Annotated in this window: 17 protein-coding genes; 16 read left to right on the top strand and 1 reads right to left on the bottom strand. The window is 48.0% G+C overall.

Annotation, left to right across the window (positions count from 1 at the left end):
- The first annotated feature begins 3 nt into the window (after positions 1–3).
- The 8 genes from sdaAA (at position 4) to rnc (ending at position 7,362) form a co-directional block, all read left to right on the top strand.
- The gene (gene sdaAA / locus ACHA8N_RS01250) at positions 4–900 is read left to right on the top strand and encodes an L-serine ammonia-lyase, iron-sulfur-dependent, subunit alpha (protein ID WP_393964493.1); all 897 of its coding nucleotides are present in this window, start codon (positions 4–6) and stop codon (positions 898–900) included.
- Positions 884–2,914: an ATP-dependent DNA helicase RecG gene (recG, locus tag ACHA8N_RS01245; RefSeq protein WP_393964492.1), complete on the top strand. Its 2,031-nt coding sequence runs from the start codon at positions 884–886 to the stop codon at positions 2,912–2,914. Before sdaAA ends, recG begins: the two co-directional genes overlap by 17 nt.
- A gap of 85 nt (positions 2,915–2,999) precedes the next feature.
- Positions 3,000–3,569, top strand: a complete 570-nt coding sequence (gene fapR, locus ACHA8N_RS01240; RefSeq protein WP_012370781.1) for a transcription factor FapR — start codon at positions 3,000–3,002, stop codon at positions 3,567–3,569.
- A complete protein-coding gene (plsX, locus tag ACHA8N_RS01235) occupies positions 3,566–4,561 on the top strand; it encodes a phosphate acyltransferase PlsX (protein ID WP_147510847.1) in 996 nt (331 codons plus the stop codon). Before fapR ends, plsX begins: the two co-directional genes overlap by 4 nt.
- Positions 4,562–4,574: 13 nt before the next feature.
- Positions 4,575–5,495, top strand: a complete 921-nt coding sequence (gene fabD, locus ACHA8N_RS01230) for an ACP S-malonyltransferase (protein ID WP_393964491.1) — start codon at positions 4,575–4,577, stop codon at positions 5,493–5,495.
- Positions 5,492–6,223 carry a 3-oxoacyl-[acyl-carrier-protein] reductase gene (gene fabG, locus ACHA8N_RS01225; protein ID WP_147510849.1) on the top strand — a complete coding sequence of 244 codons (732 nt, stop codon included), beginning with the start codon at positions 5,492–5,494 and terminating at the stop codon, positions 6,221–6,223. Before fabD ends, fabG begins: the two co-directional genes overlap by 4 nt.
- 69 nt (positions 6,224–6,292) lie before the next feature.
- Complete coding sequence (acpP, locus tag ACHA8N_RS01220) at positions 6,293–6,532, top strand: acyl carrier protein (RefSeq protein ID WP_012370777.1); 240 nt, start codon at positions 6,293–6,295, stop codon at positions 6,530–6,532.
- Between the two features lie 59 nt (positions 6,533–6,591).
- Positions 6,592–7,362: a ribonuclease III gene (gene rnc, locus ACHA8N_RS01215; RefSeq protein WP_393964490.1), complete on the top strand. Its 771-nt coding sequence runs from the start codon at positions 6,592–6,594 to the stop codon at positions 7,360–7,362.
- 42 nt (positions 7,363–7,404) lie between these two features.
- Here the strand turns inward: rnc and ACHA8N_RS01210 are convergent, their stop codons facing one another.
- The gene (locus ACHA8N_RS01210) at positions 7,405–7,605 is read right to left on the bottom strand and encodes a DUF1128 family protein (RefSeq protein WP_147510850.1); all 201 of its coding nucleotides are present in this window, start codon (positions 7,603–7,605) and stop codon (positions 7,405–7,407) included.
- A 125-nt stretch (positions 7,606–7,730) separates the two neighbouring features.
- On the opposite strand from ACHA8N_RS01210, the gene smc reads away from it, so the two are divergent.
- From smc to rplS, 8 genes are all read left to right on the top strand, one after another.
- Complete coding sequence (smc, locus tag ACHA8N_RS01205) at positions 7,731–11,300, top strand: chromosome segregation protein SMC (RefSeq protein WP_393964489.1); 3,570 nt, start codon at positions 7,731–7,733, stop codon at positions 11,298–11,300.
- Positions 11,297–12,301, top strand: coding sequence for a signal recognition particle-docking protein FtsY (gene ftsY, locus ACHA8N_RS01200; protein WP_147510852.1), 1,005 nt, complete (start codon positions 11,297–11,299; stop codon positions 12,299–12,301). Before smc ends, ftsY begins: the two co-directional genes overlap by 4 nt.
- Before the next feature lie 101 nt (positions 12,302–12,402).
- Positions 12,403–12,723, top strand: a complete 321-nt coding sequence (locus ACHA8N_RS01195) for a putative DNA-binding protein (protein ID WP_147510853.1) — start codon at positions 12,403–12,405, stop codon at positions 12,721–12,723.
- An 11-nt stretch (positions 12,724–12,734) separates the two neighbouring features.
- On the top strand, positions 12,735–14,087 hold the full coding sequence (ffh, locus tag ACHA8N_RS01190; protein ID WP_147510854.1) for a signal recognition particle protein: 1,353 nt from the start codon (positions 12,735–12,737) through the stop codon (positions 14,085–14,087).
- 95 nt (positions 14,088–14,182) lie between these two features.
- Positions 14,183–14,458: a 30S ribosomal protein S16 gene (rpsP, locus tag ACHA8N_RS01185; protein WP_012370770.1), complete on the top strand. Its 276-nt coding sequence runs from the start codon at positions 14,183–14,185 to the stop codon at positions 14,456–14,458.
- A gap of 91 nt (positions 14,459–14,549) precedes the next feature.
- The gene (gene rimM / locus ACHA8N_RS01180; protein WP_147510855.1) at positions 14,550–15,059 is read left to right on the top strand and encodes a ribosome maturation factor RimM; all 510 of its coding nucleotides are present in this window, start codon (positions 14,550–14,552) and stop codon (positions 15,057–15,059) included.
- Positions 15,056–15,784, top strand: coding sequence for a tRNA (guanosine(37)-N1)-methyltransferase TrmD (trmD, locus tag ACHA8N_RS01175; RefSeq protein ID WP_147510856.1), 729 nt, complete (start codon positions 15,056–15,058; stop codon positions 15,782–15,784). Before rimM ends, trmD begins: the two co-directional genes overlap by 4 nt.
- A 112-nt stretch (positions 15,785–15,896) precedes the next feature.
- Positions 15,897–16,250: a 50S ribosomal protein L19 gene (rplS, locus tag ACHA8N_RS01170; RefSeq protein ID WP_012370767.1), complete on the top strand. Its 354-nt coding sequence runs from the start codon at positions 15,897–15,899 to the stop codon at positions 16,248–16,250.
- Positions 16,251–16,345 lie beyond the last annotated feature (95 nt).

The raw sequence follows: 16,345 nt of genomic DNA, 5'->3' as shown, positions 1-16,345 counted from the left end.
GAGATGTTTAAATCCGTAAAAGAACTTGTCGCACTGGCGACTGAAAAAAAGGTACCGATTTCAGAAATCATGATTGAGCAGGAAATGACGGTTCGTCACCTCGAACGGGACGAAGTACTCGGGATGATGGAACGAAATTTAGAAGTGATGGAAGCGGCAGTCGAACGTTCTTTGACAGGGGACGGGGTCGAATCGGTCACCGGTTTGACAGGCGGTGATGCGGTCTTGTTACAACGTTACCGCGCGAGTGGTCGGGGATTGTCCGGTGATTTGTTGTTGGACGCTGTCAGCAAAGCGATTGGAACGAATGAAGTCAATGCCGCGATGGGTAAAATCTGTGCGACGCCAACCGCTGGGAGTGCCGGGGTCGTACCGGGAACACTATTCGCTGTCAGAGAACGCTTAAATCCGAGCCGAGAGCAGATGCTGCGTTTCTTGTTTACTTCCGGAGCATTCGGTTTCGTTGTCGCGAACAATGCTTCGATTTCCGGTGCAGCGGGCGGATGCCAAGCAGAAGTCGGCTCGGCAACGGCAATGGCTGCTGCCGCAATCGTTGAAATGGCAGGTGGAACACCGGATCAATCTGCCCACGCCTTCGCCATCGCGCTTAAAAATATGTTGGGGCTCGTGTGTGATCCTGTCGCTGGACTGGTCGAAGTACCGTGTGTGAAACGAAATGCCATGGGTGGGGCAAATGCGCTGGTCGCTGCTGATATGGCACTTGCCGGAATTACATCACGAATTCCGTGTGATGAGGTCATAGGGGCCATGTATGAGATTGGACAGATGATGCCGTCCGCCTTACGGGAAACGGCAAAAGGTGGTCTTGCGAACACTCCAACGGGGCGCTGGCTGGAATCTAAAATTTTTGGGGAACTCTCGAATGAATCCATCAAGTAACGTAACGACTTTAAAAGGAATCGGGCGTGATTTAGCCCGTAAACTTGAAGAAATGAATATTTTGACGATTGCGGACGTGCTTGAGCACGTCCCGTTTCGTTATGACGACTTCGTGACGGGCAGTTTAACAGAAGCGATCCACGAGGATAAAGTCAAGTTCACCGGTCAGGTGCAATCGGAAGCCTTGGTCCGCTATTACGGAAAAGGAAAAAACTGGTTGACGTTCCGTTTGCTTGTTGAAGACCGGTACAGTGTTACCGTCACGATGTTTAATCGTGCTTTTTATAAAGACCAGTTGAAACTGGGAGAAGAAGTGACGGTCAGTGGAAAATGGGACCTGCACCGGATGACGATTTCCGCGACGGAACTCCAATTCGGAGCAATCGAAGGCGAATTAACACCGGTTTATTCGTTAAAGGGAGACATGCGGATGAAAACGTTCCGACGTGTCGTCGAACTGGCTTTCGCGGAAAGTAAGCCGCTTGACGAACGGATTCCGGAGCCGATTCGCAAGACATACCGTTTACTGGATCGGATGACGATGTTGAAACGGTTACATTTCCCGGCGACCCGTCAAGACCTGACGACGGCACGGCGCAGTTATGTGTATGAAGAATGTCTGTATTTTCAATTGAAGTTACAGACGTTACGCCTTGGAAAACGTAAAGGACAAGGGATTGCTTTACCGCTCTTTCAACCAGAAATGGAGCAATTCATTCAAAACCTGCCTTTCCCTTTGACAGGCGCCCAACAGCGTGTGACGGAAGAAATCTTAAACGATATGCACCGTGCGGAACGAATGAACCGACTCCTTCAAGGAGATGTCGGGAGCGGGAAAACGGTCGTTGCGGCGATTGCCTTATACGCCACAGTTCGTGCGAACAAACAAGGCGCATTAATGGTCCCGACTGAAATTTTAGCCGAGCAACATGCGTCGTCGCTTGCACCGTTGCTTGAGCCGCTCGGCATCAAGGTCGGCTTATTGACAAGTTCCGTCAAAGGGAAAAATCGGGTTCTATTGCTCGAAGCCCTGCGGCAAGGCGAAATTGATGTGTTGGTCGGAACACATGCGTTGATTCAAGACACGGTCGTCTTCAAGGATCTTCATCTCGTCATCACGGATGAACAGCATCGGTTCGGGGTCGAACAGCGGAAACGACTCCGGGCAAAAGCCGATCAGGCAGACGTGTTATACATGACGGCTACACCGATTCCGAGAACACTTGCCATTTCCGTTTTTGGTGATATGGATGTCTCAATCATTGACGAGATGCCGGCAGGAAGAAAAGAAATTGAAACATACTGGGCGAAACCGGAACAGATGGAACGTGTTTTCGGCTTTGTCGAAAAAGAGTTACTGCTCGGTCATCAAGCTTATATCATCACGCCGTTGATTGAGGAATCTGAATCACTGGATGTGCAAAATGCGATCGAACTGCACCAGCTTTTGACGGAACGCTTTTCGACACATCAAGTCGGTCTGATGCACGGGCGACTCAGTTCGTCTGAAAAAGAGGATGTCATGCAGGCCTTTAAAGAAAATCAAGTCCAGATTCTCGTCTCGACGACTGTCGTCGAAGTCGGGGTCAACGTCCCGAACGCGTCGATCATCGTCATCTATGACGCGGAACGGTTTGGTTTAGCCCAACTGCACCAATTAAGAGGTCGTGTCGGACGGGGAGATGCCCAGTCTTTTTGTATTTTAATTGCCGATCCTTCTTCTGATACAGGGAAAGAACGCATTAAGACGATGACAGAGACAAATGATGGCTTTAAGTTGGCTGAAAAAGATTTGGAATTACGAGGAGCAGGGAACTTTTTCGGAACGGAACAGAGTGGTCTGCCCCGCTTTGTGCTGACGGATCCGGCACTCGACATTCACGTGATGGAAACCGCACGAAATGACGCGGTCCGTCTATTGCGTTCAGATGCCTTTTGGCAACATCCGGAGTACATGGTTTTACGGCAATACATCGAACAGCAAGGACTGCTTGATGGAGAAAGAATTGAATAATACTTGAAAGTGAACAACAGGGGATATATACTACTATTAGTACCAGGTAATAATGGTAGTTATCCTTCTTGTAGGAGGAACGTACATGCGGGTACCTAAAAAGGAACGACAAACAGAATTACAGCATACAATTGAACAAAATCCTTTCATCACCGATGAAGCGCTGGCGACACATTTCAACGTCAGCATCCAGACGATTCGATTGGATCGAATGGAGATGAAGATTCCCGAATTACGTGAACGCATTAAACATGTGGCGACGGAACGACTGGACGATGTGCGTACATTGACTGAAAATGAAGTCATTGGTGATATGATTGACCTGAAACTCGATACATCAGCCATTTCCATTTTGGAAATTTTACCGGAACACGCATTCAGCCGAAATGCGATTGCTCGTGGACACATCTTGTTTGCGCAAGCCAACTCACTTGCGATTGCCTTGATTGACGACGAATTGGCCTTAACGACAAAAGCCAATGTCCAGTTCACACGGTCTGTTCACGTCGGTGAACGTGTCGTGGCGAAAGCCTTCGTCAGTTCGCACCGGCAGGATGGACGCTCGGACATCAACGTCGAAAGTTTTGTTGGCGATGAGTGTGTATTCATTGGTGAATTTACGGTGTACCGAAGTAGTAAGGAGGAGTCAAAATGATTTTAGCAGTAGACGCAATGGGCGGCGATCATGCACCGCGCGCCATCGTGGAAGGTGTCGTTCAGTTTTTGGCGGAACGTCCAACTGAACAATTGGAGATTCGTCTGGTTGGTGATGAATTAAAGCTCCGTTCGTATGATATCAAAGACCCGCGGGTGACGATTGTGCATGCGGCATCCGTCATTACCGGAGAAGACGAACCGGTCCGGGCAATCCGTCGCAAGAAAGACAGCTCACTTGTGGTGGCTGCAAACCTGGTGAAATCAAAAGAAGCAGATGCTCTGATTTCAGCAGGCAACACAGGTGCTCTCATGACAGCAGGATTGTTCGTGATTGGTCGAATCGAAGGAATTGACCGTCCGGCATTAGCGCCGACTTTCCCAACACGAAATGGAAAAGGGGTCGTCATCTTAGATGTCGGTGCCAATCCAGATGCAAAAGCAGAACATCTTTTGGATTATGCAATCATGGGATCGGTCTACGCAGAACAAGTCAGAGGAATTAAACAACCGAAAGTGGCATTACTGAATATCGGATCAGAAGCCGGCAAAGGGAATGCCCTGACGAAAGAGACGTATCCTCTGCTTGAGACCGCTCCAATCCATTTTGTTGGGAACGTCGAGGCGCGAGAAGCGATGAGTGGTGAAGTAGATGTCATCGTGACAGAAGGTTTTGCTGGAAATACGCTGCTAAAGAGTACAGAGGGCGCTGCCAGCATGATCATGGGTGTCATGAAGGAACAATTCATGAGTTCGTTCAGTTCCAAAATCGCGGCATTGATTTTAAAGCCGAAACTGAAGAAAATGAAACAATTGCTTGCCTACGAGGAATATGGCGGAGCCGGGTTGTTCGGGATTGCCGCTCCAGTCATCAAAGCGCACGGCTCAAGCAACGCCTATGCGTTCAGTCGGGCGTTGGCACAGGCGCAATTGATGGTCGACCAACAAGTCGTCGCCAAAATCATTGAGGCGAAGGCAACAAAAGAAATCTAAAGGAGTGAGGCGGATGGGTAAAACAGTTTGGATGTTTCCTGGTCAAGGCTCACAAATGCCGGGCATGGGTCAAACACTCGTACAACAGGACGATACGCGTCAGGCATTGAAGGATCTAGGTACACGGATCGGACTCGATTTGACGGATTTATTGACGACGGGTACAAAAGAGGACTTGAAGCCGACCGAAATCGCGCAACCGGCCATCGTTGCTCACAGCACGTTGTTAGCAGAGCGTTACGCATCACTTGGTCACCGACCGGACTTCGTACTCGGACACAGTGTCGGAGAGTACAGTGCACTCGTTGCGGCTTCCGTTTTGACTGCCAGTGAAGCAGTATATTTGGTGCGTGAACGTGGAAATCTGATGAATCAGGTCACCGGCGGAACGATGGCGGCTGTCATTGGTTTAAACGATGTCGAAGCCGCACATCATGCCGTTGAGTCCATTGCGGCGACCGGAGAAATCGTTCAAATCGCAAACTACAACTGTCCGGGACAATTCGTCATTTCGGGACAAGTTGCTGCGGTAGAGACGGCAACTGCGAAATTAAAAGAGTTGGGTGCTAAACGTGTCTTGCCGCTTGATGTATCCGGGGCATTCCATTCGTCCTTGATGACACCATTCGCTCCCCGTTTTGAAGACATCTTAGTTTCGTCCCCTTTTCAGGCGGCGAAAACGAAATTTATTTCAAATGTCGACAGTGATTTTCACGATCAGCCGGACGAATTGATTCGTTTGCTTGTCCAACAGTTGTATTCACCTGTCCGGTTTGAAGCATGTGTGGAGAAACTGATTGCAGAAGGTGCCGATACATTTATTGAATTCGGACCGTCTTCGCCACTCAGCGGACTCGTCAAACGGATTAAAAAAGATGTCAAGATCGTCAGTATTACGACGCTTGAACAATTAGAAGCGGAGGCCGTTCAGTGAGTAAAGTAGCCCTTGTGACCGGCGCTTCACGCGGAATCGGAGCTGCGATCGCCAAACGTCTTGCGGCAGACGGGTTCCGGATCGTTGTGAACTATGCCGGTAATACAGCAAAAGCAGAAGAAGTCGTTTCAACCATCGTTGATGCGGGTGGTGAAGCCATCGCCGTTCAAGCAGATGTTGCTGATGCGGATCAAGTAAAAGCGTTATTGAAAACGACACTTGATACGTACGGACAATTGGATTGTGTGGTCAACAATGCGGGGATTACGCGTGATGGTTTATTGATGCGTATGAAAGAGGCAGATTTTGACGCTGTTCTGAATACGAATCTAAAAGGTGCGTTTCTTGTGACACAAGCAGCGACGCGACCATTGTTGAAATCGAGCGGCCGTATCATCAATATTGCTTCTGTCGTTGGAATTACCGGAAATCCCGGTCAAGCCAATTATGTAGCCGCAAAAGCGGGTCTGATCGGATTTACGAAGTCGGTGGCACGTGAGCTGGCAAGTAAAGGTGTGACGGCAAATGCGATTTGTCCTGGTTTCATTGAAACCGATATGACGGATGAATTGACAGAAGCACAACGCAATCAGACATTGGATCAAATTCCGTTAAAACGATTTGGTCAAACGGAAGATATCGCATCGTTAGTTAGTTTTATCGCGTCAGACAATGCTCGTTACATCACGGGTCAAACCTTGGCTGTTGATGGCGGCATGACAATGTAATTAAACAGTGGTAGTACTTTGCCAAATTGGCAATCATCTTATATACTCAACTCATGGAGGGATTTTCAAATGACAAAAGAACAAATTTTAGTAGACGTGCAAGAAGCAATCGCAGAGAAGTTAGGCAAAGAACAAAGTGAAATCACACTCGACAAATCGTTTAAAGACGATCTCGGTGCAGATTCACTTGAAGTCATGGAACTCGTTATGGATCTCGAAGACAAATTCGAAATCACAATCGAAGATGACCAAGCAGAAAACCTAAAAACAGTCGGCGATGTCGTCAGCTACATCGAAACACAAGTCTAATACATGAAGCTGGACCCACCGCTGTTTTTGCGGTGGGATTTAGCTGTTTAGGAGGCATTATGACGAATCAAAAAGGGCGTCGTGTCCGAAAAGGACCCTATGTAAAGCGACGTAAAGACTCTCGGGCTATGGCGCAGATTGAACAAAAGTTTGAGCAGCTTCAGGAGCGTCTTGCTATTCATTTTTCCAATGTGGAGCTACTGAAGCAAGCGTTTACGCATTCTTCTTTTGTGAATGAACAACGTGAATCAGATGGAGATAACGAACGTCTTGAATTTTTAGGCGATGCGGTACTTGAACTTACTGTCTCCCGCTATCTCTTTCAGCACTATCCGGAACGTTCCGAGGGGGAATTAACAAAGCTGCGTGCGGCCATCGTGTGTGAGCCGTCACTGGTCCAGTTCGCGAATCATTATCAGTTCTCTGAAATGATTCTACTTGGTAAAGGGGAGGAACTGACAGGGGGAAGAAATCGTCCGGCACTATTAGCGGATGTGTTTGAAGCCTTCATCGGTGCCTTGTACCTCGATCAAGGGATCGAAGCTGCAGAACAATTCCTCGCCGAAGCGGTTTTTCCGAAAGTGGCATCCGGATTTTTTGAAGAACAGACAGATTTTAAAAGTCAGCTCCAAGAAGCAATTCAGCGTGTCGGACTGGGACAAATTGAGTATGAAATCATTGAAGAACGCGGTCCGGCACACAGCCGGGAATTCATCTCGCGTGTCCATGTTGCGGATAAATTAGAAGGCATTGGGACCGGCCGGTCAAAAAAAGAAGCCGAACAGCAAGCTGCAAAGCAAGCCTTACTCGTCCTAAAAAACAGTGTATGAAAAAAAGGCATCCATTTTAAATGGAGTGCCTTTTCCTGCGTTTTAGACGGTTTTTAAGGATTTTAACTCGTCGACAATCGCATCCACTTCTGCAAGGGATAAAGAATCGCGCATCATGACAAATTCATAAATCTCTTTTAAGTCGTCATTTTTTGTACCGTCAAATTGATCCGCCTTGATGACACCTTTGTTAATAATGTTTAATTTATCCAAAATTGCTTCAATCATTTGTTCAATCGTCATGTCTGATATGCTCCTCTTCAGTTCTTTATGCTTAACATTACCATAAAAGCTACCATTTTGTAGACCTCTCGGCTATGGTAAACTAAAAGAAAATCAAAAGAAATTTAAACATATGGGTGGTCAAGATGTACTTAAAACGAATTGAAATCAATGGCTTCAAGTCATTCGCCAGTCGGACGGAGCTCGACTTCCTACCGGGAGTCACGGCCGTCGTTGGTCCGAATGGCAGCGGGAAGTCGAATATATCGGATGCAGTCCGCTGGGTGCTCGGTGAGCAGTCGGCTAAATCATTACGTGGTGCGAAGATGGAGGATGTCATCTTTGCCGGCAGTATATCGGAACAACGGAAACAATTTGCGGAAGTCACCCTTGTGCTCGACAATGAGTCGGGAACGGTCGCTTTGCCGTATCAAGAAATCAGTGTGACACGACGTGTGACGCGAAACGGGGACAGTGACTACTTTTTAAACAAAAAACCATGCCGTTTAAAGGATGTGCTTGATTTATTTCTCGATACTGGATTATCACGTGACGCGTTTGCCATCATCGGTCAAGGCCGGGTCGAACAAGTCATTTCCGGAAAACCGGAAGAACGACGTTCCGTTATCGAAGAGGCGGCTGGTGTCTTGAAATACCGGAATCGCAAAAAACAAGCTGAACGAAAATTAACGGATACGGAAACGAATTTATCGCGTATCGACGATATTTTGTTTGAACTCGGCGGGCGAATCGAGCCGTTACGGGAACAAGCATCACTGGCAAAGGAATTCTTAGTCGCACGGGAGCGTTACGACTTTTTGGAACGCGGTATCATCGCAACAGAAATCCAACACTATATGACGCAGCTTGCTGACGTGTCGACGGAGATTGAAGCATGCCAAGCACAATTGCTGGCAGAACAGGACCGGTTACAAGGTACGATCGATACACGGGAAACGCAAGAAGCGTCATTAGAAGAGACACGACGGCTAGAGACGGAGATGCAAGATCGTTTACGGCATGTATCAACGAAACTCGTTGAGATCGAAGGGGCTTTGAATCTGGCCAAAGAACGGGAAAAACACGGGACGGAAATGAAAGAGCGTCTTGAGCAAGAAGTGACGGTTGCGGAACAACGGGTCGCGCAAATCGAGCAAGAGGAACAGACGATACTAAAACAACAGCAACAGACACACCAACTGTACCTTGATACTGTCGCGCAACGGGAAAAAGCTGATGCTGCCTTATCTTACTCTGACCGGGATTTTGAAAAAGAAGCGGAACAATTGCGTTCGGAAGCCTTTGAAGTAGCCAGCCGTTTGGCGGCGACGACCAATGCGTACCACCGTGCCAAACAAGATCTTCTTCATGCAGAAGAACAGCAACACAGCTTTTCGGAAAATGTCGGTTCAAAACAAACGGACCGTTCAACGTATGAAGCTGAAACGATCCGTCTAGGGCAACAAGTGGAAGAGTTGCGCGATCGTTTGGAAACATTGCGTCAAGAAGAACAAGCACAACAGGAACGGAATCGGCAACAACAAGAGACATTACGCCAAATGGAACAATCCATCCTGGATCTGCACCGGCGTCGTGATAAGACAGAAGACCGGATTGAGTTTTTAGAATCCGTCAAAGCCGACTACAGTGGTTATTTCGGTGCCGTCAAAACAGTCTTGAAACAACGGGACCGGATGGCAGGCATCCACGGTGCTGTCGCGGAACTGATTACCGTTCCGGCCCGTTTTGAGGCGGCGATCGAAACCGCATTAGGCGGAGCGATGCAAAATATCGTCGTCGATACAGATGCGACAGGACGAAAACTGATTCAAGAACTGCGTCGATTAAACGCCGGGCGGGCGACATTCATGCCGCTCTCATCCATTCAGCGTCGTGAACTGAGTACGTCCGTTCAAGAAAGTCTGTCAAGTATGCCGGGCTATCTTGGCGTCGCGAGTCATCTGGTCACGACACGAGAAGACTTCACAAAGCTGAAAGATAACCTACTGGGCACGACACTCGTCGTCGAATCGCTTGAGCAAGCCAATACGATTGCCCGTTCAACAGGGCATCGTTACCGGATCGTGACGCTCGAAGGTGACGTCGTCAACGTCGGAGGATCGATGACGGGAGGCAGCCGGAAGAAAGGAACACCTCTCTTCAGCCAGTCTCGTGAACTGGAAGAATTAAAAACAGGCTTAAAGCAAGGTCAGGCCGTCATTCGTGAACAAGAGCGACGTCGTGATGAAATGAGAACAGCGGTCAAACAACTCGGCGAATCGCTTGAAGAAAACGTCCGCGACATTCAACTTGTCCAGGCGCAATTGGAAAGTGTTCGTGAAGCCTTTACAGAGGCGAAGCGTAGTCTCGCCGTCACCTCCTCTGAATTATCGGTTAATGATGGTCAATTGAACCGTCTCGCGGAACAAGCGGCAGAAGCCAAAACCATCATCGCGACATCGGAGCAGGACATGGAACTGTTGACGAACCGTCAAGGGGAACTGCGGCAGGCACTCGATCAGCTGAAAGAAGCGCAGTCACGCGGAGCGGTTGCGGTTGAAGAATTGAAACAACAACAAGCGGAAGCGTTACTTGAGGAACGGACCGTCAGTATGACACGGGATCAAATTGACCGTGAAGTTATGCGTCTGCGGGAGACGCTGAGTCATGCGAAATTAGAAAGAAGTCATAAACGACGTGACTTGAAGCACGTTTTGGAAGGATTCGACGAAGCGAAGATAGATGCCCTGCACGCAGAAAAAATGCAGATGGAGCAAGAACAAACTGCAGTTGAACGTGAGTTAACGCTTGTGACGAACAAAATCAAGCAGGCAGCGGAATCTCTACGTCTGCTACGGATTCAGGAAGCGAAGTTGACGGAAGCACGTCAGGGGACGACGCAACGTCTCGATCAAGCCCGCCTTGCCCAAGGACGACTCAGTACACGTCTTGAGACGCGTCATGAAATACTGGAGGAAATGGGACTGATCGTGGACTTGATTCAACCGTTGACGACCTCATTCGAGGAAGCCAAGGAAGAATTGCATCTCTTAAAGCGCCAACTCGAGGAAATTGGGATTGTCAATCTCGGTGCCATCGAGGAATTTGCCGAAGTTGATCAACGCTTTACGTTTTTATCGGCGCAACGTGACGATTTAGTCAATGCGAAAACGGATTTGTATGCCGTCATCGAAGAAATGGACCGGGAAGTCATCCGATTGTTCAAACAGACATATACAGCCGTCCGGGAACATTTCCGGGAGACTTTCCAGGAACTGTTCGGCGGTGGGGAAGCTGATTTGATTTTAGTGGATCCAACTGATCTCTTGACGAGCGGTATCGATATCGTTGCCAAACCACCCGGGAAGAAGTTACAAAATCTGTCCTTGTTGTCCGGTGGGGAACGTGCTTTGACTGCGATTGCTTTATTATTTGCCATCTTAAAAACCCGACCGGTTCCCTTCTGTGTCCTCGATGAGGTCGAAGCAGCGCTCGACGAGGCGAATGTCGCCCGATTCGGAGAATTTGTCCATCAACTGGCACGCGAAACGCAGTTCATCATCATCACACACCGAAAAGGAACGATGGAATCCGCCGATGTCCTTTATGGTGTTACGATGCAACAAAACGGGATTTCTGAAGTATTGTCCGTTAAACTGGAAGAAGCAAGACGGACACTTAATGAAGAAGCAGAACCAAAGGAGATAAAAAAATGAGTTTCTTTAAAAAATTAAAAGATCGTCTGACGACATCCACGCAAGAAGTGACGTCGAAGTTTACGGAAGGATTATCGAAGACACGGGATGGATTGGCAAACGCTGTCAACGATCTCGTCTACCGTTTCCGGGAAGTGGACGAAGATTTCTTTGAAGAGTTGGAAGAAGTATTGATTCAGGCAGATGTCGGTGTCACGACGACGATGGATCTTGTTGAGAAGTTAAAGGTCGAAGTCAAACGTAAAAACGTCAAGGATACAAAAGAAGTTCGTGACGTACTGGTAGAAGTCGTAGCCAACATGTTAATCGAAGAAGAGGAGACAGAACTGGATCTCAGTCATGAACTCAATGTTATCTTATTCGTCGGTGTCAACGGTGTCGGAAAAACGACGACAATCGGCAAATTGGCGAACCGGCTAAAAAACGAAGGGAAGACGGTCATGCTCGCAGCCGGAGATACGTTCCGGGCTGGGGCGATTGACCAACTTCAAGTTTGGGGCGAACGCTCCGGCGTTCCCGTCATCCGTCAAGGCGAAGGGTCGGATCCGGCTGCTGTGATCTACGATGCCGTTCAAGCCGCTAAAGCACGGAAAGTCGACGTCTTGATTTGTGATACGGCCGGACGTCTGCAAAACAAAGTTAACCTCATGAACGAGCTCGAGAAAGTCAAACGCGTCATCGAACGGGAAATCCCCGGGGCGCCGCATGAAGTGTTACTCGCGCTTGACGCGACGACGGGACAAAATGCAATGGTTCAAGCAAAAGCTTTTAAACAAGCGACCGATGTCAGCGGCATCGTGTTGACGAAGCTGGACGGAACAGCGAAAGGTGGAATCGTCCTTGCGATTAAGAACGAGTTGGATTTACCGGTGAAATTCGTTGGTCTCGGTGAAAAAATCGACGACCTGCAACCGTTTGATGCGGAACAATTCGTCCACGGATTATTCGGGGATGTCTTTGAAGAAAAAGAAACAGTCGAAGAAGTCCGAGAAGAGGACTGACCACGATTTCCTTGTAAAGAAAAAAACTTGACAACACACTGTGAGGGCTGTACTATACTATCTGTAAAGGAATTTCACTTAACAACCGTGGAGGTGTTCAAATGACACTTGATAAGACGAACCGGATGAATTATCTGATTGACTTTTATCAGGAGCTTTTGACGCCGAAACAACGGAATTATATGTCACTCTATTATTTGGATGACTTTTCGTTAGGTGAAATCGCCGATGAGTTTGAAGTCAGCCGACAAGCAGTCTACGACAACATAAAACGTACGGAAGCGATGCTTGAACAATATGAAGAACGACTGGGTTTGTTCGAAAAGTATGAACAGCGAAAGTTACTTCTTGATCAGTTGAAGCAACTAGACCTTCCGAGCGAAGCTCACGTGACCATTACGGCACTCGAGCAATTAGAGTAGGGGGCAATTTCATGGCATTCGAAGGATTATCGGAACGGCTTCAAGCCAGTCTCGCTAAAATGCGGGGTAAAGGTAAGATTTCTGAAGCGGACGTAAAAGAAATGATGCGTGAGGTTCGCCTTGCGTTATTAGAAGCTGACGTCAACTTCAAAGTCGTCAAACAATTCGTAAATGATGTGAAAGAACGTTCAGTCGGGCAAGATGTCATGACGTCTCTCACGCCAGGTCAGCAAGTCGTCAAAATCGTCCATGACGAATTGACGAAACTGATGGGGTCAGAAGTTTCTCCATTGACGTTATCGAACCGTCCGCCAACCGTCATTATGATGACCGGTTTGCAAGGGGCAGGTAAGACGACGACGGTCGGAAAACTTGCGAATCATTTACGGAAGAAACAAAATCGCAGTCCACTGCTTGTTGCAGCGGATATTTACCGACCGGCTGCGATCAAACAGCTCGAGACGTTAGGGAAACAACTCGAACTGCCTGTTTTCTCGATGGGAGATCAGGTCAGTCCACAAGAGATTGTCACTAACGCCCTCGACTATGCAAAAGAGCATCACCACGATATCGTGTTGATCGATACGGCGGGACGCTTACATATCGACGAGGACCTCATGCAGGAACTGGTTGATGTGAAAGAAATCGCCAAACCGAATGAAATCTTCCTTGTCGTCGATTCGATGACGGGTCAGGATGCCGTCAATGTCGCGGAAAGCTTTAATGAAAAGCTCGGCGTGACAGGTGTCATCTTGACGAAGCTCGACGGGGATACTCGAGGCGGAGCAGCACTCTCCATCAAGGCAGTCACCGGAGCACCGATTAAGTTCGTCGGTCTTGGAGAGAAGCTGGACGCAATCGAGCCATTCTATCCGGAGCGGATGGCGTCACGAATTCTCGGCATGGGAGATATGCTGACGCTGATTGAAAAAGCGGAGTCTCAAATGGACGCGACACGCGCCAAAGAGCTCGAAGGCAAAATGCGCGATGCATCGTTCACGTTTGACGATTTCATCGAGCAGTTACAGCAAGTGAAACAGATGGGTCCTTTGGATGAGTTGTTAGGAATGATTCCGGGTGCCGGTAAAGGAAAGATGAAGGGTCTGAAAAATGCCCAAATCGATGAAAAGCAACTTGTTTATGTCGAAGCGATTATTCAATCGATGACAAAACGAGAGCGGACTGAACCGGAAATTCTCAATGCGAGTCGTCGGAAACGGATTGCGCGCGGCAGTGGTCGTAGCATTCAAGAAGTGAACCGATTGATCAAGCAATTTGAAGACATGCGGAAGATGATGAAACAATTCTCCGGCCAAATGGGCAAAGGGAAAAAGAAAGGCGGCTTTGGCCTCCCATTCTTCTAAAAGTCTTTTCACTTTTGCTGGAACGTTGTATACTAGTGAAGTTGTCAATTTGACTAAACGAAAAAAAATTATTTATTATCTGGAGGGACTTACGAATGGCAGTTAAAATTCGTCTTAAGCGCATGGGCGCAAACAAATCACCTTTCTACCGTGTGGTAGTAGCAGACTCACGTGCACCACGTGATGGTCGTTTCATCGAGCAAATCGGATACTACAACCCGGTTGCTAAACCAGAAGCAGAAGTAAAACTTAACGAAGAGCTCGCTCTTAAATGGCTCGCTGAAGGTGCTAAACCTTCGGACACAGTTCGTAACCTCTTCTCAAAAGCTGGTATCATGGAGAAATTCCACAACGCGAAACTCGCGAAGTAAGACGATTGGAGGTGGGCGAAAGCTTACCTCCTTTTTTCTATGGCAAAATAACGAGGAAGAAAGTCAGTAAAAAGAGAAGGAAGTGAAACAAATGGAATGGTTGGAAGTTGCTAAAATCGCCAATACCCATGGTTTAAAAGGAGAACTCAAACTTCTGGCGAGCACTGATTTTCCGGAAGAACGGTTCAAAGTCGGACATGATGTCTTTTTGGAGTCAAACGGGACATATACACCGTTTACAATCAGCAGTTATCGGAAACATAAACAATTCATCATGGTGACGTTCAAGGGAATGCACCACATCAATGATGTCGAGAAATATAAAGGCTTGAAACTGTATGTTCAGCCGGAAGCCTTACAGGAGCTTGGGGAACATGAATTTTATTATCATGAAATCATCGGCTGCACGGTCTTCGACGGTGAGGACGAAATCGGTGTCGTCTCTGATATTTTAGAAACCGGAGCCAATGACGTCTGGACGATCAAACGTCCCGGCAAAAAAGATGTCCTGATTCCATATATCGAACAAGTCGTTGCCTCGATCGACGTCGAAGCGAAACGGATTCAAATCACACCGTTGCCGGGTTTGATCGAAGGATGAAGATTACGGTCTTGACGTTGTTCCCGGAAATGTTCACGGCGCTCAATCATTCGATTGTCGCCCGGGCCCAAGAGGAGAAGCGAATCGAGTTGAACTATGTCAATTTTCGCGATTATTCCACCAATCGCCATGGTCGGGTCGATGATACTCCATACGGTGGGGGCGCAGGCATGTTACTTACGCCGCAACCGGTGTTTGACGCGGTCGCTGCATTACCTGAAGCGAACCGACGAATCATTGCGTTGACACCGACCGGACGCCGGTTTGACCAACGTCTTGCGGAAGAATGGTCACAAGAAACGGAACTTGTTTTTTTATGCGGTCATTATGAAGGATTCGATCAACGGATTCATGATGAACTGGTGACGGATGAAGTTTCACTTGGTGACTTTGTTTTGACCGGAGGAGAGCTTGCGGCGATGACAATGATTGATGCGACCGTCCGTTTATTGCCGTCGGTTCTAGGCAAAGCAGCCAGTCATGAAGACGATTCTTTTTCAACGGGATTGCTCGAATATCCTCATTATACGCGTCCCGCCGACTTTCGCGGACTTGTCGTTCCGGAAGTGTTATTGTCCGGCAATCATGCCCGGATTGAAACGTGGCGACGCGAGCAGGCATTGAAACGAACGCTTGAGCGGCGACCGGATCTGCTCGAAGAGGCCGACTTGTCCGATGCTGACCGTCGTTACTTACAATCAATTTCAGGATTGTCAAACGACTGAAACTGTGATAAGTTAAAACATGTGGCAAAAGCCACCTATTAACGATGTTCCGCTGTTGGATGCCAAGGGCAAATGAAGATACGAACATTGGTGAAAAAAGGAGAAATCATTCATGAACACACAACAATTGTTCCGTGAAATTACACAAGAACAAATCAAGTCAGACGTCCCTGCATTCCGTCCTGGTGATACAGTCCGCGTCCACGTTAAAGTCGTCGAGGGAACGCGTGAGCGGATCCAGCTTTTCGAAGGCGTAGTCATCAAACGTCACGGTGGCGGCATCAGCGAAACGTTTACAGTTCGTAAGATCTCTTACGGAGTTGGCGTTGAGCGTGCATTCCCGCTTCACTCACCACGTGTTGCGCAAATCGAAGTCGTTCGTTACGGTAAAGTCCGTCGTGCGAAACTTTACTACCTCCGTAACCTTCGTGGTAAAGCGGCTCGTATTAAAGAAATTCGTCGTTAATCATGTGAAAAAGTGGCTTGTCTCCGGACAAGCTTCTTTTTTTTAGCGTTTATGCGTATACTAGGCATAGGCAAGAGATTGAGTTGAAGGAGTGG

The organism is Exiguobacterium sp. S22-S28, from assembly GCF_043359615.1.
In the GTDB taxonomy this organism is placed as follows: domain Bacteria; phylum Bacillota; class Bacilli; order Exiguobacteriales; family Exiguobacteriaceae; genus Exiguobacterium_A.
The sequence above is the reverse complement of the archived record's forward strand: the minus strand, read 5'-3'. Positions and strand labels throughout refer to the sequence as shown.

Excerpts from the sequence above, each read along its gene's own strand:
- fapR (WP_012370781.1), top strand. The coding sequence starts at position 3,000 with ATGCGGGTACCTAAAAAGGAACGACAAACAGAATTACAGCATACAATT.
- rnc (WP_393964490.1), top strand. The coding sequence starts at position 6,592 with ATGACGAATCAAAAAGGGCGTCGTGTCCGAAAAGGACCCTATGTAAAG.
- trmD (WP_147510856.1), top strand. The coding sequence starts at position 15,056 with ATGAAGATTACGGTCTTGACGTTGTTCCCGGAAATGTTCACGGCGCTC.
- ffh (WP_147510854.1), top strand. The coding sequence starts at position 12,735 with ATGGCATTCGAAGGATTATCGGAACGGCTTCAAGCCAGTCTCGCTAAA.
- fabD (WP_393964491.1), top strand. The coding sequence starts at position 4,575 with ATGGGTAAAACAGTTTGGATGTTTCCTGGTCAAGGCTCACAAATGCCG.
- ACHA8N_RS01210 (WP_147510850.1), bottom strand. The coding sequence starts at position 7,605 with ATGACGATTGAACAAATGATTGAAGCAATTTTGGATAAATTAAACATT.
- ftsY (WP_147510852.1), top strand. The coding sequence starts at position 11,297 with ATGAGTTTCTTTAAAAAATTAAAAGATCGTCTGACGACATCCACGCAA.
- recG (WP_393964492.1), top strand. The coding sequence starts at position 884 with ATGAATCCATCAAGTAACGTAACGACTTTAAAAGGAATCGGGCGTGAT.
- sdaAA (WP_393964493.1), top strand. The coding sequence starts at position 4 with ATGTTTAAATCCGTAAAAGAACTTGTCGCACTGGCGACTGAAAAAAAG.
- acpP (WP_012370777.1), top strand. The coding sequence starts at position 6,293 with ATGACAAAAGAACAAATTTTAGTAGACGTGCAAGAAGCAATCGCAGAG.
- rpsP (WP_012370770.1), top strand. The coding sequence starts at position 14,183 with ATGGCAGTTAAAATTCGTCTTAAGCGCATGGGCGCAAACAAATCACCT.
- rplS (WP_012370767.1), top strand. The coding sequence starts at position 15,897 with ATGAACACACAACAATTGTTCCGTGAAATTACACAAGAACAAATCAAG.
- ACHA8N_RS01195 (WP_147510853.1), top strand. The coding sequence starts at position 12,403 with ATGACACTTGATAAGACGAACCGGATGAATTATCTGATTGACTTTTAT.
- plsX (WP_147510847.1), top strand. The coding sequence starts at position 3,566 with ATGATTTTAGCAGTAGACGCAATGGGCGGCGATCATGCACCGCGCGCC.
- smc (WP_393964489.1), top strand. The coding sequence starts at position 7,731 with ATGTACTTAAAACGAATTGAAATCAATGGCTTCAAGTCATTCGCCAGT.
- rimM (WP_147510855.1), top strand. The coding sequence starts at position 14,550 with ATGGAATGGTTGGAAGTTGCTAAAATCGCCAATACCCATGGTTTAAAA.